The organism is Herbidospora sp. NBRC 101105 (assembly GCF_030269205.1).
In the GTDB taxonomy this organism is placed as follows: Bacteria; Actinomycetota; Actinomycetes; order Streptosporangiales; family Streptosporangiaceae; genus Herbidospora; species Herbidospora solisilvae.
Genome location: NZ_BSSX01000008.1, coordinates 182,710 through 206,043, shown reverse-complemented (window position 1 = coordinate 206,043; position 23,334 = coordinate 182,710). Strand labels below are relative to the sequence as shown.

At 71.1% G+C, this 23,334-nt stretch carries 20 protein-coding genes; 12 read left to right on the top strand and 8 right to left on the bottom strand.

The features are described from left to right. Nucleotides 1-17: 17 nt before the first annotated feature. The 5 genes from atpA to QSK34_RS30650 are packed head-to-tail and all read left to right on the top strand — an operon-like array spanning nucleotide 18 to nucleotide 4,869. On the top strand, nucleotides 18-1,667 hold the full coding sequence (gene atpA / locus QSK34_RS30670) for a F0F1 ATP synthase subunit alpha (protein ID WP_161481374.1): 1,650 nt from the start codon (nucleotides 18-20) through the stop codon (nucleotides 1,665-1,667). 3 nt (nucleotides 1,668-1,670) lie between these two features. After that, nucleotides 1,671-2,573 (top strand): F0F1 ATP synthase subunit gamma, encoded by a 903-nt coding sequence (locus tag QSK34_RS30665; RefSeq protein ID WP_161481373.1) that lies wholly within the window; start codon nucleotides 1,671-1,673, stop codon nucleotides 2,571-2,573. Between the two features lies 1 nt (nucleotide 2,574). Beyond that, entirely contained in the window at nucleotides 2,575-4,014 is a 1,440-nt protein-coding gene (gene atpD / locus QSK34_RS30660) for a F0F1 ATP synthase subunit beta (RefSeq protein ID WP_062344258.1), read from the top strand. A gap of 54 nt (nucleotides 4,015-4,068) precedes the next feature. Next, on the top strand, nucleotides 4,069-4,470 hold the full coding sequence (locus QSK34_RS30655) for a F0F1 ATP synthase subunit epsilon (protein WP_030450992.1): 402 nt from the start codon (nucleotides 4,069-4,071) through the stop codon (nucleotides 4,468-4,470). A 21-nt stretch (nucleotides 4,471-4,491) separates the two neighbouring features. Next, nucleotides 4,492-4,869 carry a DUF2550 family protein gene (locus tag QSK34_RS30650; RefSeq protein WP_161481372.1) on the top strand — a complete coding sequence of 126 codons (378 nt, stop codon included), beginning with the start codon at nucleotides 4,492-4,494 and terminating at the stop codon, nucleotides 4,867-4,869. Nucleotide 4,870: 1 nt separating this feature from the next. On the opposite strand, the gene QSK34_RS30645 is transcribed toward QSK34_RS30650, so the two are convergent. Beyond that, complete coding sequence (locus tag QSK34_RS30645) at nucleotides 4,871-8,503, bottom strand: nSTAND1 domain-containing NTPase (RefSeq protein ID WP_285589165.1); 3,633 nt, start codon at nucleotides 8,501-8,503, stop codon at nucleotides 4,871-4,873. A gap of 104 nt (nucleotides 8,504-8,607) precedes the next feature. Here QSK34_RS30645 and QSK34_RS30640 point away from each other — a divergent pair, with 104 nt between their 5' ends. After that, on the top strand, nucleotides 8,608-11,979 hold the full coding sequence (locus tag QSK34_RS30640) for a zinc metalloprotease (protein WP_285589163.1): 3,372 nt from the start codon (nucleotides 8,608-8,610) through the stop codon (nucleotides 11,977-11,979). A 19-nt stretch (nucleotides 11,980-11,998) separates the two neighbouring features. Beyond that, nucleotides 11,999-12,676 carry a hypothetical protein gene (locus tag QSK34_RS30635; RefSeq protein ID WP_285589162.1) on the top strand — a complete coding sequence of 226 codons (678 nt, stop codon included), beginning with the start codon at nucleotides 11,999-12,001 and terminating at the stop codon, nucleotides 12,674-12,676. 4 nt (nucleotides 12,677-12,680) lie between these two features. On the opposite strand, the gene QSK34_RS30630 is transcribed toward QSK34_RS30635, so the two are convergent. Then, nucleotides 12,681-13,271 (bottom strand): cob(I)yrinic acid a,c-diamide adenosyltransferase, encoded by a 591-nt coding sequence (locus tag QSK34_RS30630; RefSeq protein ID WP_285589161.1) that lies wholly within the window; start codon nucleotides 13,269-13,271, stop codon nucleotides 12,681-12,683. Nucleotides 13,272-13,383: 112 nt separating this feature from the next. Here QSK34_RS30630 and QSK34_RS30625 point away from each other — a divergent pair, with 112 nt between their 5' ends. Genes QSK34_RS30625 through QSK34_RS30610 form a run of 4 tightly spaced genes read left to right on the top strand, consistent with a single transcriptional unit; the run spans nucleotide 13,384 to nucleotide 17,165 of the window. Next, nucleotides 13,384-14,262 carry an ABC transporter ATP-binding protein gene (locus QSK34_RS30625; protein WP_285589159.1) on the top strand — a complete coding sequence of 293 codons (879 nt, stop codon included), beginning with the start codon at nucleotides 13,384-13,386 and terminating at the stop codon, nucleotides 14,260-14,262. Beyond that, nucleotides 14,259-15,368, top strand: coding sequence for an ABC transporter permease (locus tag QSK34_RS30620; protein ID WP_285589157.1), 1,110 nt, complete (start codon nucleotides 14,259-14,261; stop codon nucleotides 15,366-15,368). Before QSK34_RS30625 ends, QSK34_RS30620 begins: the two co-directional genes overlap by 4 nt. A gap of 22 nt (nucleotides 15,369-15,390) precedes the next feature. Then, nucleotides 15,391-16,575: a sensor histidine kinase gene (locus tag QSK34_RS30615; protein WP_285589155.1), complete on the top strand. Its 1,185-nt coding sequence runs from the start codon at nucleotides 15,391-15,393 to the stop codon at nucleotides 16,573-16,575. Then, a complete protein-coding gene (locus tag QSK34_RS30610) occupies nucleotides 16,572-17,165 on the top strand; it encodes a response regulator transcription factor (protein WP_285589153.1) in 594 nt (197 codons plus the stop codon). The genes QSK34_RS30615 and QSK34_RS30610 overlap by 4 nt, the downstream gene beginning before the upstream one ends. 158 nt (nucleotides 17,166-17,323) lie before the next feature. On the opposite strand, the gene QSK34_RS30605 is transcribed toward QSK34_RS30610, so the two are convergent. From QSK34_RS30605 to nucS, 6 genes are all read right to left on the bottom strand, one after another. Next, on the bottom strand, nucleotides 17,324-17,929 hold the full coding sequence (locus QSK34_RS30605) for a TetR/AcrR family transcriptional regulator (protein ID WP_285589151.1): 606 nt from the start codon (nucleotides 17,927-17,929) through the stop codon (nucleotides 17,324-17,326). 112 nt (nucleotides 17,930-18,041) lie between these two features. Next, on the bottom strand, nucleotides 18,042-18,659 hold the full coding sequence (locus QSK34_RS30600) for a response regulator (RefSeq protein WP_161481365.1): 618 nt from the start codon (nucleotides 18,657-18,659) through the stop codon (nucleotides 18,042-18,044). Beyond that, nucleotides 18,656-19,852, bottom strand: a complete 1,197-nt coding sequence (locus tag QSK34_RS30595) for a sensor histidine kinase (RefSeq protein ID WP_285589148.1) — start codon at nucleotides 19,850-19,852, stop codon at nucleotides 18,656-18,658. Before QSK34_RS30595 ends, QSK34_RS30600 begins: the two co-directional genes overlap by 4 nt. Nucleotides 19,853-19,860: 8 nt before the next feature. Continuing rightward, complete coding sequence (locus tag QSK34_RS30590) at nucleotides 19,861-20,658, bottom strand: ABC transporter permease (RefSeq protein WP_285589146.1); 798 nt, start codon at nucleotides 20,656-20,658, stop codon at nucleotides 19,861-19,863. Then, the gene (locus QSK34_RS30585) at nucleotides 20,655-21,485 is read right to left on the bottom strand and encodes an ABC transporter ATP-binding protein (protein WP_285589143.1); all 831 of its coding nucleotides are present in this window, start codon (nucleotides 21,483-21,485) and stop codon (nucleotides 20,655-20,657) included. Before QSK34_RS30585 ends, QSK34_RS30590 begins: the two co-directional genes overlap by 4 nt. Before the next feature lie 84 nt (nucleotides 21,486-21,569). Next, nucleotides 21,570-22,232 (bottom strand): endonuclease NucS, encoded by a 663-nt coding sequence (nucS, locus tag QSK34_RS30580; RefSeq protein WP_285589140.1) that lies wholly within the window; start codon nucleotides 22,230-22,232, stop codon nucleotides 21,570-21,572. Nucleotides 22,233-22,288: 56 nt separating this feature from the next. Here nucS and QSK34_RS30575 point away from each other — a divergent pair, with 56 nt between their 5' ends. After that, nucleotides 22,289-23,332, top strand: a complete 1,044-nt coding sequence (locus QSK34_RS30575; RefSeq protein ID WP_285589139.1) for a 3-hydroxyacyl-CoA dehydrogenase — start codon at nucleotides 22,289-22,291, stop codon at nucleotides 23,330-23,332. Nucleotides 23,333-23,334: the final 2 nt, after the last annotated feature.

Sequence of the window (23,334 nt, the reverse complement as noted above, 5' to 3'; positions counted from 1 at the left end):
TAGGGAGACAGGAAGAGATGGCGGAGCTGACGATCCGGCCGGACGAGATCCGGGACGCGCTTGAGCGCTTCGTCCAGGCGTACGAGCCGGAAGGCGCGGCACGTGAGGAGATCGGGACCGTCGTCGACTGTGGCGACGGTATCGCCCATGTCTCCGGCCTTCCCTCGACGATGGCGAACGAGCTGCTCGAGTTCGAGGACGGCACGCGTGGCCTGGCACTGAACCTGGACGTCCGGGAGATCGGTGTCGTTATTCTGGGCGACTTCAGCAAGATCGAGGAAGGCCAGTCGGTGCGCCGCACCGGCCAGGTCCTCTCGGTCCCGGTGGGCGACGGCTTCATGGGCCGTGTCGTCGACCCGCTGGGCAACCCCCTCGACGGCAAGGGCGCGATCGAGGCCGAGGGCCGTCGTGCCCTCGAGACCCAGGCGCCGTCCGTGGTTCAGCGGCAGCCGGTGAAGCAGCCGCTGCAGACCGGCCTCAAGGCGATCGACGCCATGACGCCGATCGGCCGTGGCCAGCGCCAGCTGATCATCGGTGACCGCGGCACGGGCAAGACGGCCATCGCGGTCGACACGATCCTCAACCAGAAGGAGAACTGGCTCTCCGGCGACCCCGAGAAGCAGGTCCGCTGCGTCTACGTCGCCGTCGGCCAGAAGGGCTCGACGATCGCCCAGGTGAAGGGCCGCCTCGAAGAGGCCGGCGCGATGGAGTACACCACCATCGTGGCCGCTCCGGCGTCCGACGCCGCGGGCTTCAAGTACCTCGCCCCCTACACCGGTTCGGCCATCGGCCAGCACTGGATGTACCAGGGCAAGCACGTCCTCATCATCTTCGACGACCTGACCAAGCAGGCCGACGCCTACCGCGCCGTGTCGCTGCTGCTGCGTCGTCCGCCGGGCCGTGAGGCGTTCCCCGGTGACGTCTTCTACTTGCACTCGCGTCTGCTCGAGCGCTGCGCCAAGCTCTCGGCCGACATGGGCGGCGGCTCGATGACCGGTCTGCCGATCATCGAGACCAAGGGCAACGACGTCTCGGCGTTCATCCCGACCAACGTCATCTCCATCACCGACGGCCAGTGCTTCCTGGAGACCGACCTGTTCAACGCCGGCGTCCGCCCGGCGATCAACGTCGGTGTCTCGGTCTCCCGAGTCGGCGGCTCGGCGCAGATCAAGGCGATGCGCAAGGTGGCCGGCACGCTCCGTCTGTCCCTGTCGCAGTACCGCGACCTGGAGGCGTTCGCCGCCTTCGCGTCCGACCTCGACGCGGCCTCCCGCGCCCAGCTGGAGCGCGGCGCCCGCCTCGTCGAGCTGCTCAAGCAGCCGCAGTTCTCCCCGTTCCCGGCCGAGAAGCAGGTCGTCTCGGTGTGGGCGGGCACCTCCGGGGAGCTCGACGAGGTTCCCCTCGAGGACATCCGCCGCTTCGAGTCGGAGTTCCTCGACTACGTCGGCAGCACCCAGAAGGGCGTCTTCGACGGCATCCGCGAGAGCGGTGAGCTCACCGACGACACCGTCACCGTGCTGAAGGACTCGATCACCGAGTTCAAGAAGGGCTTCACCACCTCGTCCGGCGACCTGCTGGTCAAGGACGAGCCGGTGGCCCCGCTCGGCGCCGACGAGGTCGGCCAGGAGAAGATCGTCAAGCACGTCCGGAAGCCTGAGGTGAAGTAGCCGATGGGCGCCCAGCTCAGACTGCTGCGGCGGCGGATCAAGTCGGTCAAGTCCACGGCGAAGATCACCCGCGCGCAGGAGCTCATCGCCTCGTCGCGCATCGTCAAGGCGCAGCAGCGCATGCAGGCGGCCGTGCCCTACGAGCGGGAGATCACCCGCGCCGTCACCGGCGTCGTCAGCAACACCTCCTCCGTCGACCACCCGCTCACGGTGGCCAAGGAGAACCCGGCCCGCGCCGGTGTGCTGATCATCACCAGTGACAGCGGCTTCTGCGGCGGCTTCAACGCCAACCTGCTGCGCGAGGCCGAGGCCCTGCGCGGCCTGCTGGAGTCACGCGGCATCCAGGTCACGCCCTTCGTCTCCGGACGCAAGGGCGTGGGCTGGCACGCCTTCCGCCATCGCGAGATGGGCGGTCAGTGGGTGGGCTTCTCCCGTCGTCCGTCGTACAGCGACGCCAAGGAGATCGCCGACGCGCTGATCGAGTCGTTCAAGGCCGAAGACGGGATCGACGAGATCCACATCGTCTCGACCGAGTTCGTCTCGATGCTGACGCAGAACGTGGTGGTGAACCGCATCCTGCCGCTGGAGGTCGTCGAGACGACCGAGGCGCCCAAGGACGGCCCGCTGCCCTACTTCGAGTTCGAGCCCTCGGCCGGTGCCGTGCTCGACTCGCTGCTGCCGCGCTACGTGGAATCGCGCATCTTCTCCGCGCTGCTGCAGTCGGCCGCCTCCGAAGAGGCCAGCCGGCGCCGCGCGATGAAGTCCGCGACCGACAACGCCAACGAGCTCATCCGGGTCTTCACCCAGCAGATGAACCAGGTTCGCCAGGCGGAGATCACCCAGGAAATCAGCGAGATCGTCGGTGGCGCCAACGCGCTGGCCGACGCCGCCGCGGGGAAAGAGTGAAATGACCGCACAGACTGTTGAGACCGGCGTGGGCCGTGTCGCCCGTGTCACCGGTCCCGTCGTCGACGTGGAGTTCCCCGTCGAGGCGATGCCGGACATCTACAACGCCCTGAACGTCGACGTAACCCTTGAGGTCGAGGGCGAGTCGCAGTCCAAGACCCTGACCCTGGAGGTCGCCCAGCACCTGGGTGACAACCTGGTCCGGGCCATCTCCATGCAGCCCACCGACGGCCTGGTCCGCGGCGCGGCGGTGTCCGACTCCGGCGCGCCGATCTCGGTGCCGGTCGGCGACGTCGTCAAGGGCCACGTGTGGAACGCCCTCGGCGAGTCGCTCGACGTGCCGACGGCCTCCCTCAAGGTCAGCGAGAAGTGGGGCATCCACCGCCCCTCTCCCGCCTTCGACCAGCTCGAGTCGCGCACCGAGATGCTGCCCACCGGCATCAAGGTCATCGACCTCCTCACCCCCTACGTGAAGGGTGGGAAGATCGGTCTGTTCGGCGGCGCGGGCGTCGGCAAGACGGTTCTGATCCAGGAGATGATCCGTCGAGTCGCGCTGAAGTTCTCGGGCACCTCGTGCTTCGCGGGCGTCGGCGAGCGCACCCGTGAGGGCAACGACCTCTGGCTCGAAATGGAGGAGGCCGGAGTTCTCAAGGACACCGCCCTCGTCTTCGGCCAGATGGACGAGCCCCCGGGCACCCGTCTGCGCGTGGCGCTGTCGGCCCTGACGATGGCGGAGTACTTCCGCGACGTACAGAAGCAGGACGTGCTGCTCTTCATCGACAACATCTTCCGCTTCACCCAGGCCGGTTCCGAGGTCTCCACGCTGCTCGGCCGTATGCCCTCCGCCGTGGGTTACCAGCCGACGCTGGCCGACGAGATGGGTGTGCTCCAGGAGCGCATCACCTCGACGCGTGGTCACTCGATCACCTCGATGCAGGCGATCTACGTGCCCGCCGACGACATCACCGACCCGGCCCCGCACAACGCGTTCGCCCACCTCGACGCTCAGACGGTTCTGTCCCGTCCGATCTCCGAGAAGGGCATCTACCCGGCGGTCGACCCGCTCGACTCCACCTCCCGCATCCTCGACCCGACCGTGGTCGGCGAGGAGCACTACGCGGTGGCCCAGGAGACCAAGCGGATCCTGCAGAAGTACAAGGAACTGCAGGACATCATCGCCATCCTGGGCATCGACGAGCTCTCCGAAGAGGACAAGGTCACCGTTCAGCGGGCCCGCCGCATCGAGCGTTTCCTGTCCCACCCGATGTACGCCGCCGAGGCGTTCACCGGTCAGCCCGGCGAGTTCGTCCCGCTGGACGAGACCATCGCCTCCTTCAAGGGCCTGTGCGCGGGTGAGTACGACCACCTGCCCGAGCAGGCGTTCTTCATGGTCGGCGGCATCGAGCAGGCCATCGCCAAGGCGAAGGAACTGACCCGCTAATCATGCGGCGCCGGCGCGGCCTCCGGGCCGCGCCGGTGTTCTTGGAGGGAAGAGATGGCAAAGCTGCAGGTGGGCGTGGTCTCACCGGAGCGTGAGATCTGGTCTGGCGAAGCCGACATGGTGATTGCCAAGACCGTCGAGGGCGAGATCGGTATTATGCCGAATCACGCGCCCGTTATCGGCGTCCTCGTCGAGGGTGGCGTGCTTCGCGTGAAGCGTGACGGCAACGCCGACCTGGTCGCGGCCGTGCACGGAGGCTTCATCTCGGTCGCCGCCAACGAAGTGTCCGTCCTCGCCGAAGCGGCCGAGCTCGGTTCCGAGGTCGACGTGGCGGCGGCGAAGGACGCTCTCCAGCGGGCCCAGGCCGCGATCGAGTCCAGCCAGGACGACGCGGACGCCCAGCTGGAGGCCAAGCGCAACGCGGCCCGCCTCCGGGCGGCCGGCGAAGAGGTCTGAGTTTCAGAAGGAGGGGCAGCGGTGGAGCTACTCATAGGGTTGGCTCTGCTCGCTGCCCTGTTCTGCGTTCGTGTCGTCGCCCTGGCCTCGCGCCGGGGGACGGTCGTCTGTTGTGTACGAACCGGCTCCCGGAAATGGCAGAGCGGAGTAGCCCGCTACGCCGGAGGAGAGCTCCACTGGGTGCCTTTCGCCGGAATCCGTCTGAGGCCGCGCCACGCGATTGCGAGGCGCGGCCTCGTCGTTTCCCGCCGCCGCCCCCTAGAGGCGGGCGAGGGGCCGGAGGGTTACTGGACGGTCGAGGCCGGCGCGATCAGCCTGGCGATGAGCGAAGACGCCCTGACGGGCTTCCTGGCCTGGCTGGAGTCAGCTCCGCCGAGCGCCCACCTCGACGCCGTCTGACTCAACACCCCGTCACGGGGTCGAGGCCGGGGAAGTACTCCGCCCACTGGTCGGGAGTGAGGGCCGGAAACGCCCGCGTGCACACGGACGTGGCGGCGGCGGCCAGGTCGACGGGCCACAACAGGGTGGGCCGGTCCGCCCCGCCTCCCGCGAGCGACCTTCCCGCGAACAGCAGACCGACCACCGGGCCTTCGCCCGCGGCCAGCACGGCCCACCGGCCCGGGTTACGGCGGTCGGTGAGGTCCCACAGGTGCACGGCGGGTTCGCCGCCCCCGGTCGCGAGCAGCCGGCCGTCGCCGCTGAAGGCTACCGAGTCCACGAAACCGCCGTGCCCGCGCAGCGTCGCCAGGGCGGCGGGCCTGCGAGGGTCGGTGACGTCCCACAACCGGGCGGTGGTGTCCTGGCTGGTGGTGGCCAGCGTCGTGCCGTCGGGGCTGAACGCGCCGTTGTAGACGGCGTTGCCGTGCCCGGTGAGCACCGCCGCCATGACCGGTCGTGCGGGGTCGGTCAGATCCCACAACCGGGCGGTGCGGTCGTAGCCGAAGGAGGCCAGCAGGGGCAGGGCCGGGTGGAAGTCGATGGCGTTCACGACGCCGGTGTGGCCGGTCAGCGATGCGAGCGGGCGGGGGCGGGCGGGGTCGCCGACGTCCCAGAGCCGGATCGACCGGTCGGCGGTGACGACGACGGCGAGCAGGCGGCGGTCGGCGCTGAACTCGGCGCTGTCGGGCGGCAACGTGCCGCCGCCCATGATCGCCGTCAGCCGGGGGACCGGTCCGGTCAGCTCCCAGAGGCGGACGGTGCCGCCCGGCCCGGCCGTGACCATCATCGACCCGTCGGCCGAGAGCTGGACGAGCCCCTCCGTGGGCGCGAGCACCCGTCCGACGGGGTGGTGGGGGTCGTGCACGTCCCAGCGGCGCACGTGGCGGCCATCTCCGGTGATCGCCGTCCGGCCGTCAGGGGAGGCCCAGACGGGCCGTGACCGGCCACCCGAGGGCAACGCGGAGCCGGGCACGTCCCACAGGCGCAGCAGGTGGTCGTAGGAGGCGGTGGCGAGGGTGCGTCCGTCGGGGCTGAAGGCGACGTCGGAGATCGTGCTGGTGTCGATGGCCGCGCCTGCGCGGGAGGTGAACTCGGTCAGCTCGCGGCCGTCGGAGGTGCTCCAGACCCGGGCGGTGTTGTCGGCCCCGGCCGTGGCGACGGTGGCCCCGTCGGGGGCGTAGGCGACCCGGTGGACGACCCCGGTGTGGCCGGTCAGCACGGCGTGCGGGCGTGGGTGGCCGGACAGGTCCCACAGGCGGGCCAGGCCGTCCTCCCCGGCGGTGACCAGCCGCCGCCCGTCGGGGCTGAAGGCGGCCGCCCGGACCGCTCCCGTGTGCCCGTTCAGCGTGGCGACCGGGCCGGGGACGGTCAGGTCCCAGAGCCGAGTCGTGCCGTCGGCGCCGGTGGAGGCCAGGAGGTGTCCGTGGACGGCGAGGGAGGTGACCGCGCCGGTGTGCCCGGACAGGGTGGCCGTGGCCGCGCCGGTGGAGGGCACGCGCACCCGGATGAGGCCGGTCGTGTCCGCGCTGACCAGGAACCGTCCGTCGGCGGTGAAGGCGAGCCCCCCGACGGCCCCGCCGTTCGGCGACGTCGACCGCGGGCGGGCCGTGGCCACGTCCCACAGGCGGATCGTCCCGTCGAGGCCCCCGCTGGCCAGCACCCGCCCGTCGGGGGAGAAGGCGAGCACGGTGACGTGGTCGGTGTGCCCGGTCAGCACGGCCTTCGGCCGGGGACGGTGCGGCTCGCGCAGGTCCCACAGCCGTACCGTGTGGTCGTCGCCCGCGCTGGCCAGCACCGTGCCGCCGGGGGCGTACTCCACGTCGTGGACGTAATCGGTGTGGCCGGTCAGCCGGATGGCGAACGGGCCGCCGAACGCGCCGAGCAGGCCGCCCCTGGCCTCCGAGGTGGGCGCGACCGTGTAGGCGGCCAGGCTGAGCCGCGCGGCCAGGGCCGGGTCGGAGGCGCGGATCGCGGCGGCCTCCTGCGCCACCCGGCGGGACAGGGCGATGTCGCGCTGCTCGTTCGCGGACGCGGCGGCCCGCAGGGCGGCGACCCCGCTGCCGCAGGCCAGCAGGAGCAGGGCGACCAGCCCGGCCGTCAACCGCCGCAGCCGGCGGGCGCTGCGGCGCTCGGCCGTCGCCTGGCGCCGCTCCAGCGCCGTGGATTCGTCCAGGAACTCCACGGCCAGGGGGCCGGGCCGGTTGTACGGCCGCGCCTTCGCGCTCCACTCCCTGGCGGCGGCCAGCCGGACACCCCGGTAGAGCGCGGCGGCGTCACGGCCTTCGGCGTGCCACGCCTCGGCGTCGTCGGCGAGACGGCGGCCGACCAGCAACCCGGTCCGGTCGTCGTTGAGCCACGACCGCAGCAGCGGCCAGGCGGTCAGCAGCGCCTCGTGGCTGATCTCCACGGTTCCGTCGTCGGCGGTCACGAGCCGGTGGGCGACGAACCGGCCCAGCACGTCGGCCGCCCCGGCGGGCAGTCCCGCCCTGGGCACGCGGCGGCGGGTGTCGGCGGTGTCGGGGGAGAGGTGGACCAGATGCAGGAGCAGCCGCCGGGCGCTCTCGCGTTGTGGCGGGGCGAGTTCGTGGTAGGCGGCGTCGGCGCTGACCGCGACCGCGCCGGCGATTCCGCCGACCGCCTGGTAGCCGTCGATGGTCAGGGTGCGGCCCCGGCAGTGCCGCCAGGTCGCGTACAGGGCATGGGACAGCAGCGGGAGCACGCCGGCGCCGGGCCCGAGGTCGCGCAGAATGAGGTCGACCAGGCCGGGTTCGAGGTCGAGCCCGGCCTTGCGGGCGGGTTCGGTGATCGCGGCCCGCAGGCCGGTCTCGTCCATGGGGCCGATCGCGATCTGATTCTCGGAGATCGCGGCGACCAGCTCGGGATGGCCGAGCGCCTGGGTGTAGAAGTCGGCCCGCAGCCCCAGCACGACCACGGCGCCGGAGGCGCGCTCGCAGAGGGCGCCGACGAACCGGCGGCGTTCGTCCTCGTCCTGGCAGAGGGTGAACAACTCCTCGAACTGGTCGAAGACGATCAGCGGCCCGGTCAGCCCGTGGAGGGTGTCCATCGGGCGGACACCCGGCGTCCTGATCGTCCCGGCGCCGGCGGCGGCCAGCAGGCCCGCGCCCAGCAGCGACGACTTGCCCGCCCCCGACGGCCCGACCACGACCAGCAGGCCGCCGCCCCGGTCGCGCAGCTCCGCCACCCGGGCGACCAGGCGGGCGGTCAGATCGGCCCGGCCGAAGAACCACTCGGCGTCCTCGCACCGGAAGGCGGCCAGCCCCCGGTAGGGTTCCGGCTCGGCGCGGCGGGGCCCGGGTGCCTGCCGCACCCGCTGCCAGGCCGCCAGCCACTCGCCGGTGCGCGCCTCGTCGCCGCACGCCTCAAGCACCTGGACGAGCAGTTCCCGTGAGGTGGTGGACGGCAACCCGCGCCCGGCGAACCAGTCGCCGATCGTGCTGTGCGCCCCCTGAACCCCGACTCTGGCCGCGACCTGCCGGACGGTGAGGCCCGCCCGTTCCCGCAGCAGGGTCAGCTCACGGGCGAAGTCGCGGCGGACCCGGATCCGCCCCGGCTCCGGGTCATCGGCGTCGGCCACATCTGGATGTCGGCCCGGCCGCCGCGAAGGTTACGGCGTACGGACTTGTACGGATAATTCCGGAGCGCTCCGCCGGCCGGCGCGGGCTTCCTACCGTCGAGCCCGTGCGACTCTCTTTCCGGCGTGTCCTGGCCGCCCTGCTGTTGACCCTCGCCTTCGCGGGCACCGGAATCCCGGCCGCCCAGGCCGCCGACACCTGCAGGGTCGGAATCGAGATCAAGACCGGCCTGGGAGACAACGGCGAGTGGGAGAACTGGGGGATCAGGGACGACTCCTTCGAGCACATCACCCTGGGCGGGCAGCCGTTCCTGTTCGAAGACTGGGACGGCGACGGGATCGACGACGACCGGCCCCGGCCCTATCACCGGGGCGGCACCGGAGACGAAGGCGGGGTGTGGCTCGACCCGTGGTTCGCTCACCTGGCGGCGTGCGACTCGCCGGCCGACGTGGCGGGCGAGCTCACCATCGAACATGTCTCCCTCGCGGACGACTGGGAGGCCGACAACTGGCGGCTGGCCGCGATCAGGATCTTCCGGATCGTCGGCGGGACCGAAGAGACCCTCTTCCGTCTGGACGAGCCCGAGGTCGGGCACCTGCACCAGTTCGGGAAGAACTCCGGCCAGACCTTCACCGTCGACGTCGGCGACCAGCCCGGCCCGCCCGCCGACCCCGCCCGCCGCGTCTGCAGGGTCGCCTTCGAGATCACGACAGGTCCCGGGGACTGGGGGATCAGGGACGACTCCTTCGAGCACGTCAGCCTGGGCGGGCAGCCGTTCCTGTTCGACGACTGGGACGGCGACGGAGCCGAGAACGAGCGTCCCCGGCCCTATCGCCGGGGCGGCACGGGAGACCGGGGCGGAGTGACGCTCCCGCGGTGGGAGGGCCGGCTGGCGGTGTGCGCCAAGCCGGCCGACCTGGCCGACGGGTTCACCTTCGAGCACGTCTCCATGGCCGAGGACTGGCGAGCCGACAACTGGTCGCTGTCCGCGGTGAAGATCACCGACCTCGACACCGGGGTCGTGCTGGTGGACCAGGCGGCGCCTCCGGGGGAGGTGCTGCACGAGTTCTTCAAGAACGCCGGCCAGGTCTTCCACACACTCGACCTGGACAGCGACGGCGACGGCCTCAGCGACCGGATCGAGCTGGAGGGCATCCCCACCGGCTCGAGTGTGGACAAGTGGTTGCCCGACAACGGCGCCGACCCGTGCCGGGGCACCGTCGCCGTCGAAGTCGACTGGCTCGTCAGCGCGGACGGCGACGACGGACCGGACCGCGCGGCCGTCGACGAGGCCGTGGCCATGTTCGCCGCCGCGCCGTTCGACCCGCTGGAGGTCTGCCCGTACGCCCAGGAGAAGAAGCCCGGCCTGCAACTGCTCGTTCACCTCGACGACGGACTCCACGTGTTCTCCCCCGACCGCGAGGCGCCGCTCAACGTCGAGGGAGACGACGGCCGCACCCCCTTCCAGAACTTCCGCGCCGCCGCCTTCACGCCGGGCCGGGCCGGGTTGTTCCGCTACAACCTGTGGGGATACCGGCACAACAACACCGACGAGAGCGGCTGGTGCTGCGACGGCAGGGACTTCGTGGTCACGCTCGGCACCATGCCCGACCCGCCGGTCCGCGTGCAGAGCGCGACCTTCGTCCACGAGCTCGGACACGCCCTCGGCCTCGAACACGGCGGCACCGACGAGGTCAACTACAAGCCGAACCACCTGTCGGTGATGAACTACCGCTACCAGGCCACCGGCATCCCGGACATCCAGGCCTGGCGCGAGCTGGCGGGCGACGGCCCGGCCACCGACGGGGGAACCCGGCTTCTCCAGGCGCTCGACCAGGTGAGCACGCTCGACTGGTCGCGGCGGAAGTTGCCGACCCTGCACCGCGGCCAGCTGAACGAAACCGCCGGAATCGGCGTCACCACCCACGCCATGGCCGCCTGGTGGGACAACACGGGCACCCTCCAGGTCGGCGACGGTTCCGCCGCGCTGAACTGGGACGCCGACGCGACCCCAGGCGAGACCTCGGTCGAGGCCGACGTCAACGGCGAGTTCCAGAAGTGCGTCGAGGGCAACGGCCGGCTGGAGACCCAGCTTCGGCCCCGCACCCCCGAATACGACGACCTGCGCCGATACGAGCGCATCTACGCCGGGCTCAACGGGCGGTGCCAGACTCCGTGGGAGGTGACCGACCGGAGCGCGAGGGTGCCCGGTGACGACGGGCTCAGAACCTACCTGGGCTACGACTATCCGGCGCAGTTCCGCTACGACACCGGCCTGGTGGGCGCCGACGACTGGAGGAACATCGACCTGCTGTTCGACAGCGGCCAGGGCGGCGGGGCCGTGCTCGCCGACGAGGCCACCGAACTGACCACCGGCGAGCTCGCCCGCGACCGGCAGCGGGTCGTCGACGCGCTGGTCGCGGCGAGCTCGCCCCGGCCGGGGCAGGAGCCCCGCTGGGGCTACGCCTACATGGACCGGGCCACCGTCGCCGAGGCGCCGATCGGCGTGGTCACGCCGCTCACCACGCAGTGGCAGTGGAGCACCGGGCGGCTCGACCCCGCCACCGCCGGCCGGCGGGCAACCGTCGTCCACACGGGCACCGGCCGCTACGAGGTGCGGCTGCCGGGGGTGGCCTCGGCGGCCGGGGTCGCGCACGTGACCCCGTACCGGACCGTCTACCGCGGCCGGACCTGCGGTGTCGTCGGCTACCGCCCCGACGGGCCCGACCAGCTCGTCGAGGTGCGCTGCTTCAACGAGGCCGGCGCCCCGGTGGACTGGTGGTTCACCGTCTTCTTCGCCGCGCCCGGCCCGGGGGAGACGCCCTACGCCACCGTCAGGTACGAGGGCGGCGACGGCATGTCCTACAACGACGGCACGCTCAACACGGCCGGCGGGGTGAACCGCGTCCTGCGCGAGGGCACCGGCCGCTACCGGGTGGTCGTCGAGGGCGAGGCGTTTGCCGAGGGGACCGGCTACGCGCAGGTGACGCCGTACGGCGACGGAGCCCCGGCCCGTTGCAACGCCGTGGGCGTCACGCCGGGAAGCGGGCAGGTCGAGATCACCGTCGCCTGCCACGTGATCGGCACCGGTGCGCCGGCCGACGCGCCGTGGACGCTCTCCTACACCGACGGCGCCGGGCTGCACCGCGACGCGGGGACGCCGGCGGCCTACGCCCAGGTGACCGGCGATCCGGCCGCGCCCGTCGTCGACGCGGCCCGTTCGTTCGGCGGCAACGGGGAGACGCCCTCGGTCACCCGGCTCGGCGTCGGCCACTACCGCCTGACCTGGGAGACCCTGGGAAAGACCGGCGACAGCGTGCAGGTCGGCGCGACTGGCGCCGCAGGCGGTTACTGTCACCTCGGCACCATCGACTCCTACTCGGCGCCGCCCCGGGTGTCGGTTCACGTCTATTGCCACACCGCCACAGGGGTTCCGGGCGACAATACGTTCGGCGTCGCCTACGTCCGCGCGCCGTGACCCTGCCCGGGGAGTAGTCATGAGCGAGGCGCCGTCGTCCACCTGGGCCGACCGGCCGACGGTCGTCCTGGCCGGTCTCGGCGCCGTCGCCGACGTCGCGGCCGTGGCCCAGCTCGTCACCAGCGGCTCGCGCGAGGGCATCCTCGTCGCGGGCCTGCTGGCCGTGCTGTCGGGGGTGATCGGGCTCATCGTGTTGTCCGGGCGGCCGCTCAGAGCGCCCGGATTCGTCATGATCGCCCTCATCGTCACGGGCGCGGGCGTCGCGGGTGCGATGATCGAGAAGATCATCGGCGAACCGGCCGCCGCGGCCGCGGCCGAGCCCGTCACCCCGGGCAAGGTGCTGCGTGAGGGGGAGGCGACCCTGAAGGACCAGGACTACCTCGACGCCGAGACCGGGATGATCGGCGAGGTCCGGCCGAACGCCAGCGACGTCTGGTACGTCAGCCCCTACCGCTCCCTCTGGACGGCCGGCGGCGGGGCACTGCCGATCACCGCCGTCGAGGGTGTGCCCGACAGCGCCGCCTGCGCCGACGCGCTCGCCGTGCGCGACTACGCCCTGGTCGAGGTCGGCACGATGAAGGCGGGCGGGTGGGCCTGCGCGCGCACGGCCGAGGACAACCTGCTCGCGATCCGGATCGGCGAGGTGCCGGAGGGCGACGAGCCGCTGCGCATCTCCTATGTCGTCTGGCGCGTGTGACAGGTCAGCGGGTGCCGCCCGGCTTCCACAGGATCTCGTTCCCGTCCGACGACACCCGGCACAGGATGAACAGCAGGTCGCTCAGCCGGTTCAGATACGTCGCCGTCAGCGGGTTCATGTCGTCGTGGGCCGCGAGCGCCGCCCACGTCGTGCGCTCGGCCCGCCGGACGGCCGTGCGGGCCACGTGCAGCAGGGCGGTTCCCGGTGAGCCCCCCGGCAGGATGAAGGACCGCAGCGGCTTCAGCCGGGCGTTGAACTCGTCGCACTGCGACTCCAGCCACTCCACGTAGGAGGCCTCGACGCGCAGCGGGGGGAACTCGGCGTCGGGCACGACCGGGGTGCACAGGTCGGCCCCCACGTCGAACATCTCGTTCTGGACGCGCAGCAGCACCGCCCCGATCTCCTCCGGCGGGTTGCCCATGGCCAGGGCGACGCCGATGGCCGCGTTGGCCTCCTCCACGTCCGCGTAGGCCGCCAGGCGGGGGTCGGTCTTCGCGGTGCGGGACATGTCGCCGAGGGCGGTCGTGCCGTCGTCGCCGGTCTTCGTGTAGATCTTCGACAGCACGACCGGCTGGTCGTTGTGGTCAGGCGTCATGCGGCCAAGCGTAGCCATGTGGCAAATGTCATCCCGATCGGCTGCGGAATCCCCGGCAAGCCGCTGATATCCACGTCTACGCGTCATCGGCGGGTAAAGCCAGGATGGTGCCATGTTGGAGATCAGGGGTTTGCGCAAGGTGTTCGGGGCCGGGAAGGTGGCCCTCGACGGGGTGAGCTTCGCGGTCCCCGCCGGGCAGATGTTCGGCTTCGTGGGCGCCAACGGGGCCGGCAAGACGACGACGATGCGCATCGTCATGGGTGTCCTCCAGGCCGACGAGGGCGAGGTGATCTGGAACGGGCGTCCGCTGACCTTCGCCGAGCGGCGGACCTTCGGCTACATGCCGGAGGAGCGCGGGCTCTACCAGAAGATGCGGGTCGGGGAGCAGATCGACTACTTCGGGCGGCTGCACGGGCTCGACGCGGGGGCGGTCGGCAAGGCGCGGGACGCGCTCATCGGGCGGCTCGGGCTGACCGAGCGGGTCAACGACACCGTCGAGTCGCTCTCGCTCGGCAACCAGCAGCGGGTGCAGCTCGCCGTGGCCCTCATCCACGACCCGGAGCTGCTCATCCTCGACGAGCCGTTCTCGGGGCTCGACCCGATCGCGGTCGACGTGCTGGCCGAGGTGCTGCACGAGCGGGCGCGCGGGGGCGTGCCGGTCATCTTCTCCAGCCACCAGCTCGAACTGGTCGAGCGGCTCTGCGACGCCGTCGGGATCGTCTCGGCCGGGCGCATGGTGGCGAGCGGGACGGTCGACGAGCTGCGCGACGCCGAGGGACGGCGGCTGCGGGTGGTCGTCCGCGAGCCCAAGCCGGGCTGGGCCGACGGCCTGCCGGGTGAGCTGAGCAGGGACGGCGACCGCGACGTGCTGACGGTCGTCGGGGGCGACGACCAGGCGGTCCTGCGGAGGGCCGTCGAAGCGGGCCACGTCGAGTTCTTCGGCGTCGAACGGCCCACGCTGGTCGAGATCTTCAGGGAGGCAGTGGCGTGAACGGTCTGTTGATGGTGGCCGGGCGGGAGATCCGCACCCAGGTCAGGACGCGGGCCTTCGTCATCGGCCTGATCGTCTCGGCGCTGCTGGTCGGCGGCATCGCGTTCGCGCCCAAGCTGTTCGGCGGGCCCGACGAGTACAACCTCGGCCGGGTGGGCGGTCAGGAACTGGCCGTCCAGGCGCTCGCCCCCGAGGCGAAGATCACATGGAAGACCTATCCCGACGAGCGGGCCGCCACGACGGCGGTCCTCGACGGCGACGTCGACGTCGCGCTCGTCGACGGCACCCGGGTGCTGACCAACGGCGAGATCGACGACGAGCTCGGGCTGCTGCTGCAGAGCGCGAACCGGGAGGCGCAGATCGGCGCGGCCGGGGTGACCGTGACGCCGCTCCAGGTCCAGTCGGTCGGGGTCGACACCCGCTATGAGGCGGCCCGGCAGGGCATCGCGACGGTGGTCGTGCTGCTGCTGTTCTTCATGATCATAAGCGCGGTCATGACCGTCGCCATGGGCGTGGTGGAGGAGAAGGGCAGCCGGATCGTCGAGATCCTGCTCATCTCGATCAGGCCCTGGCAACTGCTCGGCGGCAAGATCCTAGGGCTCGGCGTCGTCGGGTTCATCAACCTCGTGGCCGTGGTGGCGGCCGGCCTCGTCGGCGCGTTCCTCTCGGGGTTCGCCGCCGACTTCCCGCCCGGGATGGCCGGCATCGTGGTCAACGCCGTGGTCTGGTGGATCCTCGGCTACGCCTTCTTCGCCGTCCTCGCCGGGTCGCTCGCGTCCCTGGTGTCGCGGCAGGAGGAGGTCGGCAACGTGCTGCAGCCGATGATGCTGCTCTTCATGATCTCGTACGGGGTGTCGTTCTTCGCCTCGGCCAACCCCGGGCACCCGGTGTCGGAGATCCTCTCGTTCGTGCCGCCGTTCTCCTCGATGGTCATGCCCGTGCGGATGGCCGCCTCGGACGTGGCCCTCTGGGCGATCCTGCTGTCGGGCGTCCTCATGGTCGTCGCGGTCGCGGCGGTGCTGATGGTGGGCGGGCGCATCTACGAGCGCGCGGTGCTGCGTACCGGCAGGCGGTTGAAGGTTTCCGAGGTTCTCCGCACGAAGTGACCCACCTAAGATGGGGCAGGCCATGATGGACAAAGCGATCAAAAGAGTCCGGCGAGTCGTCTACTGGACGCTCAACACGACTCTTGGGCTGGTCTGGTTCGTCCTCGGCATCGGCCTGCTCGCGGAGCAGGAGGCCGGGCCGGTCGACTGGTGGCGGCTCGGCCCCTCGGTGGCCCTCGTCGCCGTGTTCAGCGTGCTGTTCTTCCGCGTCACCAGAGCCATCCTCGACCGGCGCTACGCCCAGCGTGAGCTGGTGGCCGGCGCCGGCATCGCGGTGGTGGTGGCGGTCCTCGGCACCGGCGCCCCGACCTCGTGGTCGTTCGTCTCCTTCGCCTGGTTGTCGGTCGCGTCGGTCGGGGTGCGGGCCCGCACCGCCTGGATCATGGCGGTCTCCACCCTGGTGGTGATGTGGCCGCTCAACGCCTACCGGTTGATCGAGTTCACGGCCGAGACCGACCCGGCCACCCGGGCCGGGATCGTCGTCGGCTCCTTCCTCTACACCGCCCTGATGTGCGGGACGCTGCCCTGGGCCAACCGCCTGTGGGTGTGGATCTGGCACATCGCCGAGGAGGCCCACGAGGGCCGCGAGGCGCAGGCCCGCCTGGCGGTCGCCGAGGAGCGCCTGCGGTTCGCCCGCGACCTCCACGACCTGGTCGGGCACCAGCTCTCGGCCATCGCGGTCAAGAGCGAACTGGCCGTCCGGCTCGGCGGCGACAGCCCGGCGAGCGCCGAGATGGCCGAGGTGCGCGGCCTGGCCCGCACCGCCCTGCGCGAGCTGCGCGAGGCCGTCAAGGGGTACCGCCAGCTCGACCTGGCCGCCGAACTCGCCAGCGTGCGGGGGGTGCTGGAGGCGGCCGGCATCACCTGCGACCTCAAGCTGCCCTACCGCGACGCCCCCGGTGAGACCGCCCCGGTGTTCGCCTGGGTGGTCCGCGAGGCCGTCACCAACGTGCTCCGCCACAGCACCGCCACCACCTGCGAGATCACCCTGCGGCTCACCCCGGAGGAGACGATCCTGGAGGTGCGCAACAACGGCGTGCAGAAGGACGCCGTCAAGAACGGCGAGGGCAGCGGCCTGGCCGGGCTGGCCGAACGGCTCGGCGCCGTCGGCGGGAAGCTGACGGCCGAGCCCGACAGGAAGGGCGGTTTCGTCCTGCGGGCGGTCGCGCCGACGGCGAAGGAACCCGCGCTGGCGGGCCGGCCGTGATCAGAGTCCTGCTGGCCGACGATCAGCACCTCATCAGGCAGGCCATCGCCACCCTGCTCGACCTGGAGCCCGACATCACCGTCGTGGTCCAGGTCGGCAGGGGCGACCTGGTGGGGCCCGCCGTGGCCGAGCACCGGCCCGACGTGCTCGTGCTCGACGTCGAGATGCCCGGCATGGACGGCCTGACCGTCGCCGAGTCGATGCCCGGTCAGGCGATGCTGATCCTCACCAGCTTCGGCCGCCCCGGCTACCTGCGGCGCGCGCTGGCGGCGGGGGTGCGCGGCTTCGTCCCCAAGGACGCCTCCGCCGAGGAGCTGGCCGCCGCGATCCGGAAGGTGCACGCCGGCGGCCGTTACCTCGACCCCGAGATGGCCGCCTCGGCGATGATGGCCGGGGAGTCGCCGCTGACCGAGCGCGAACGCGACGCGCTCGCGCTGGCCGCCTCGGGCGCGTCGGTGAGCGAGATCGCCGCGTCGCTGCACCTCAGCGAGGGCACGGTGCGCAACTACCTGTCCAACGCGATCGCCAAGCTGGGCGCGGTCAACCGGATCGGGGCGATCCGGACGGCTCAGGACATGGGCTGGATCTGACGGGTCGTTCCGGGCCCGTGGCGGCTTTCTGTGTCATGGTGTGACTACGGAACGTGATCTCGTTTCGCCCGCTCCGGGGCGCCGGTCCCGGTGTTCACATATTTGCGGTCCCTGGCCCGCTCCCTACCACAGGTGGGCCAGGGACCGCGGATGCGTGGTCAGGCCTGGAACGACCGCCGGAACACGTGGACGGCGGTGGCGACCAGCAGGTCCTTCTCCGGCCGGTCGTCCGACAGGACCCATTCGATGAGCAGCTCCGTGAGCGCCCCTATCAAGGCCAGCGCCAGCAGGTGGAGCTCGGCGGGCAGCTCTTCCTGGAGCCCCTTGAGCGAGCTCTCGATCATGTGGGTGAACCCGGCGACCGCCTTCTGCCGCGACCCCGACAGCACGTCGCCCGCGCGGCGCACCTCTAAGTGCATGATGCGGGCGCGGCGCACGTCGAGCGTCACGTAGCGCACGTACTCGGTGATGCCGGCGACGATGCGGCCTTCCAGGGTGGGCGGGGCGTTCTCGATGGCGGCGCCGACCGCGTTCAGGGTGTCGTCGACGCAGCGTTCGTAGACGGCCCGCATCAGCTCCTCGCGGCCGGAGAAGCACTCGTAGAAGGCCCGGTTGGAGATGTGGGCGGTCGAGCAGAGCCGCTCGATCGTCGTCGCGTGGAAGCCGGGATTGGCGAACAGGCCGTAAGCGGCGTTGATGAGCCGCTCCCGGCGGTCGGCGACCCGTTCGGCCGCCGACATCCCCCGATATTCTCGTCCCGTCACCGTTTCACCTCGCCGTCCGGCCCCCCAGAAGGCACCATTATGGACGCAAGATCTTTTTAACGGAAGTATCGGGAAATTAGCTTCTTTTATGCAAGTTGGTTATCGGACGCCACTAAAGCAGACCCCGGTTGAGCGCGGTGGTGACGGCGGCGGTGCGGTCGGAGACGCCCAGCTTGCCGAACACCCGCAGCAGGTGGGTCTTCACGGTGGTCTCGCTGATGAACAACTCCCGCCCGATCTCGGCGTTGGTCAGCCCGCGCGCCACCAAAGACAGTACCTCGGTCTCCCGGGGTGACAGCGACTCGATTACGGGCGCTCTCATTCGCGTCACCAGCCTGGTCGCCACGCTGGGGGAGAGCACCGTCTCGCCCCGCGCGGCGGCCTTGATCGCGCCCAGCAGGTCGGCGCGCGAGGTGTCCTTCAACAGGTAACCGGCCGCGCCCGCCTCGACGGCCCGCACGATGTCCTGGTCGGTCTCGTACGTGGTCAGCACGATCACCCGGACGCCCGGTTGCCCCACGAGGATCCGGCTGGTCGCGCCCACGCCGTCGCCGCCGGGCATGCGCAGGTCCATCAGCACCACGTCGGGCGTGAGGTCGCGGGCCCGGACGACGGCCTCGTCGCCCGAGCCGGCCTCGCCGACCACGGTGATGCCTTCATGGCCGTCGATCATCCCGCGCAGGCCCTCGCGGACCACGGGGTGATCGTCGACGATCATGAGCCGGATCATCTCTCTCCCATCGGCAGCGTCACGTTCAGGGACGCCCCTTCTCCGGGCGCGCTGACGACGTCCAGGCGCCCGCCCTGCTGTTCGATCCGGGCGCGCATGCCGCGCAGCCCGAACCCTCTGGAGGCGGCCGGATCGAAGCCGACGCCGTCGTCCGCGACGGTCAAAGTGACGTCATTACGGCCATATCCCACCACGACCCGGACCGAGGACGCCCCGGCGTGCTTGCGGATGTTGGCCAGCGCCTCCTGGGTCGTCCTGATCAGCACGACCTCGCTGCTCGGCGGCAGCTTGCGCGACTCGCCCTCGACCGCGTGCGACACCTCGACGCCGATCTCCTCCGCCAACCGCAGCGAGAGCCGCCGCAGCGCGTCGTCGAGGGTGGAGCCGTCGAGCGGCGCCGGGCTGAGCGCCGCGACCAGCGCGCGGGCCTCGGCCAGGTTCTCCCGGGCCGTCTGCACGGCCAGAGCCAGATGCCGCGCCGGGTCCCGACCGGCCTGCGCGGCCTGGATGAGCATGATGATGCTGGTGAACCCCTGGGCGATCGTGTCGTGGATCTCCCCGGCGAGCCGTTCGCGCTCGGTCAGCGCGCCCTTCTCGATCGACAAGCGCTCGACCTCGGCCCTGCTCGCCTCCAGCTGCCGGATGAGGTCGGCCCGCTCGGCGCTCTGCCGGATGATCCGGGTTATCCACGGCCCGAACACCAGCGAGAAGGTCATCGCGATCAGGGTGGTGCCGGTGAACCTGACCAGGTCGGGGAAGGCCAGGTCGGTCTGCCGGATGAACCACAACGCCGGAGACATGTTGAGCAGCACCACCGCCGCGGCGGCCAGCCGGCCGCTGAGCAGCATGAACACCTGCGGGCACAACGTGAACAGACCGAACGACGCGTTCGGCACGATCAGCGTCGCCGGGATGAACGCCAGGCAGAGCAGGGCGATGTAGAGGATCGCCCGGGGGCTGTCCTCCTCGTCGCCGATGATCAGCTTGCGGCCCATGAGCAGGTAGGCGGCCGCGCAGCTAAGCATGAGGCCGATGGTGACGGCCCGCTCCACGGGGGAGGCCTCCTCCTCGTACACGACGAAGAGGAGGGCCGTCGTCCAGGCCAGGCCGAACAGGATCTCCCAGCCGCGGAAGGACTCCCAGGCGTTGGTCTCCTCGGGGAAGGCGGCCCGCACCTCGGGCCGCCTGCCCATGAAGGCCCTCAGCTTTCGCCGCGGTTGGTCCACCGGAACGTCGCCAGGCAGAGCACCAGCCCGCCCACCAGCCACAGCCCCAGCACCAGCGCCACCTTCGGCAGCTCGTAGGACCCCGTCAGTTCCAGCGCCGCCCCCGCGTCGCCCAGGAACACCGACCGCAGGCCCTGGCACATCCACTTCAGCGGGAAGATCGCCGCGACGTCGTTCAGCCATGAGGGAAGCTCCGTGAAGGGGATGTAGACACCGGAGATGAACTGGAGCAGCACGTAGGGCATGGAGACCACCGCGGCGGCGCTCTTGGCGTTGCGCGGCAGGCTGCTCACCGCGATCCCCAGGAGGGCCGCGCCGGCCAGGCCGAGCGTGAGCACCCAGGCCAGTGTCGCCCACCGGGCGGGGTCGGTGGGAAGTTCGAGGTCGAACAGGAGCACCGCGACCGCCAGCAGCAGCGCCACCTCGATCACCGCGAGCACCAGCGAGCTGACCAGCTTCCCGACGAAGTAGGCCGCGCGCGGCATCGGCGTGCCCGCCAGGCGCTTCAGCGTGCCGTCGTCGCGGTCGATGGCGATGCCGATCGCGAGGTTCTGGAACGCCACGCCCATCACGCCCGCGCCGATCAGGCCGGCCGAGTAGAGCTGGGCGACCGTGATGCCGGTGCCCTCCAGGTCGCCCTCGAAGATCGACCCGAACAGGACCAGCAGGATGATCGGGAAGGAGAAGGTGAAGATGACGGCGTCGCGCTGGCGGAAGAAGAGCTTGGTCTCCAGCGACGCGCGGGCCAGGCCGATGTTCAGTGTGGCGGTCATTCCGTGCCCCCGATCAGGTCCAGGTAGACGTCTTCGAGTGAGGGCCGCACGATCTGCAGGCCGGGGATCTCGCCGTCGTACTTCTCGGCGAGGGTGCGCACCAGCGCGGTGGGGGTGTCGGTCTCGGCGTAGCCGTCGGCCCAGGTGACGCGGGCGCCGGCGGTGGCCCGCCCGCCCAGCGTGTGGGGGGTGCCCTCGGCGACGATGCGTCCCTTCGCGATGACCGCGACCCGGTCGGCGAGCGCCTCGGCCTCGTCGAGGTAGTGGGTGGTCAGCACGATCGTGGTGCCCTCGGCGGCCAGCGACCTGATCAGGTCCCAGAACTGCCGGCGGGCCTCCGGGTCGAAACCGGTCGTGGGCTCGTCGAGGAAGACCAGCTCGGGACGCCCGACGATGCCCAGGGCGACGTCGACCCTCCGGCGCTGGCCGCCGGAGAGCTGGCGGATGCGGGCCCCGGCCTTCTCGCTCAGCCCGACCTTGGCGATGACCTCGTCGGGGTCCTTGCTGTGCGGGTAGTAGCGGGCGAAGTGGCGGACCGTCTCACGGACGGTGAGCTCGGCGGCGTCGTTGGCGGTCTGCAGCACGATGCCGACCCTGGCCCGCCACGCGCTCGTCGCGTGGCCCGGATCGACGCCGAGCACGGAGACCTCGCCGCCGTCGCGCTTGCGGTAGCCCTCGAGGATCTCCACGGTGGTGGACTTCCCGGCGCCGTTGGGGCCGAGGATGGCGAACACCTCGCCGGTGTGTATGTCGAGGTCCAGGCCCCCGACGGCCTGGACCTCACCGTAACGCTTGGTCAGGCCGCGAACGTGGATCGCTGTCGTCATGGATCAAATGTCGCGAAAACCCTTGATCCACGGGACCTACGACCGGCCGACCGGGTTGTCCTCCGAACGGAGGACGGACGCCCCTCAGAAGAGCGTGGGGTTCTCGGGTTCGATGCCGCGCAGGCCGTCGTAGTCGAGGGTCACGCAGTCGATGCCGCGGTCCATGGCCAGCACCTTGGCCTGGGGCTTGATCTCCTGGGCGGCGAAGACGCCGCGTACCGGCGCGAGCAGGGGGTCGCGGTTGAGCAGTTCGAGGTAGCGGGTGAGCTGCTCGACGCCGTCGATCTCGCCCCGGCGCTTGATCTCGACGGCGACCGTCGCGCCGCTCTGGTCGCGGCAGAGGATGTCGACCGGGCCGATCGCGGTCATGTATTCACGCCGGACCAGCGTGTAGCCCGGGCCGAGCGTGGTGATGTGCTCGGCCAGGAGCTCCTGGAGGTGGGCCTCCACGCCGTCTTTCTGCAGGCCGGGGTCGACGCCGAGCTCGTGCTTGGAGTCGTGCATGATCTCGTCCATCGTGAGGATCAGCTTCTCGCCGGTCTTGGTGTGGGTGACCGTCCAGACGCCTTCGTCCTCACGGATCTTGCAAGGCGGGTTCATCCAGTTGAGGGGCTTGAAGGCGCGGTCGTCGCAGTGGATCGACACGCTGCCGTCGGCCTTGATGAGGATGAGCCTGGGCGCCATCGGCAGGTGTGCCGTCAACCGTCCCACGTAATCCACGCTGCATCGCGCGATGACCAGCCGCATGCCCGAACCTTACCGGCGAAAGCGGCTCTGGGAGACTCGGAGCCGGAGGTGGTCTCGTGGAGACGGTTGGGGTTGCCGGGCTCGGCACGATGGGGGCGGGCATCGCCGAGGTCTTCGCCCGCGCGGGGCTCGCGGTCGTCGGCGTGGAGGCCGACGAGGCGGCGCTGGCCCGGGGGCGCGGGCACCTGGAGAGGTCGACCGGCCGGGCCGTCGACAAGGGGAGACTCAGTCCGCAGGAGCAGGAGGCGATCCTGGCGCGGATCACCCTGTCGGCCGACCGGGCCGCCTTCGCCGACGCCGATCTGGTCGTCGAGGCGATCCCCGAGCTCATGGAGCTCAAGCTTCCCTTGTTCGCCGACCTCGACCGCGTCTGCAAGCCGTCGGCGATCCTCGCCACCAACACCTCGTCCCTGAGCGTCACCGAGATCGCCCGCCACACCGGCCGCCCGTCGCGGGTCGTGGGCATGCACTTCTTCAACCCGGCCCCGGTCATGCGGCTGGTCGAGGTGGTCGGCACGGCCGACAGCACCGTCACCGGCGACGTCGCGGCCCTGGCCCGCAGGATCGGCAAGCGCCCGGTCGTGGTGGGCGACCGTCCGGGGTTCGTGGTCAACCGGCTGCTGCTCGGCTATCTCAACCACGCCTGTCAGTTGCTCGACCACGGGGTGGCCTCCAAGGAGGCGATCGACACGGCGATGGTCGTCCAGGCCGGGTTGCCGATGGGGCCGTTCGTGCTGCTCGACCTGATCGGGCTCGACACGGCGTACGAGATCTGCGGCGTGCTGCACCGCGACGGCGGCGATCCCCGGCACGAACCGGCCAAGGTGCTCGCCGACCTGGTCGCCCGGGGCCGCCTGGGCCGCAAGACGGGCGGCGGCTTCTACGACGGCAAGCCGGGCACGGAGGAGGGGTTCGACGCCATGGTGCTGCTGCGGCCCTACCTGGTCGACGCCGTCGAGATGTTCCGCAGCGGTTACGCCTCCCAGGCCGACATCGACGAGGCGATGAAGCTGGGCTGCGGCTATCGGTCGGGGCCGTTCGAGACCATCGCCGCCCTCCGGACGCGGTCGCTCGACGATTTCCCCGAGCTGGAAGAATAGGA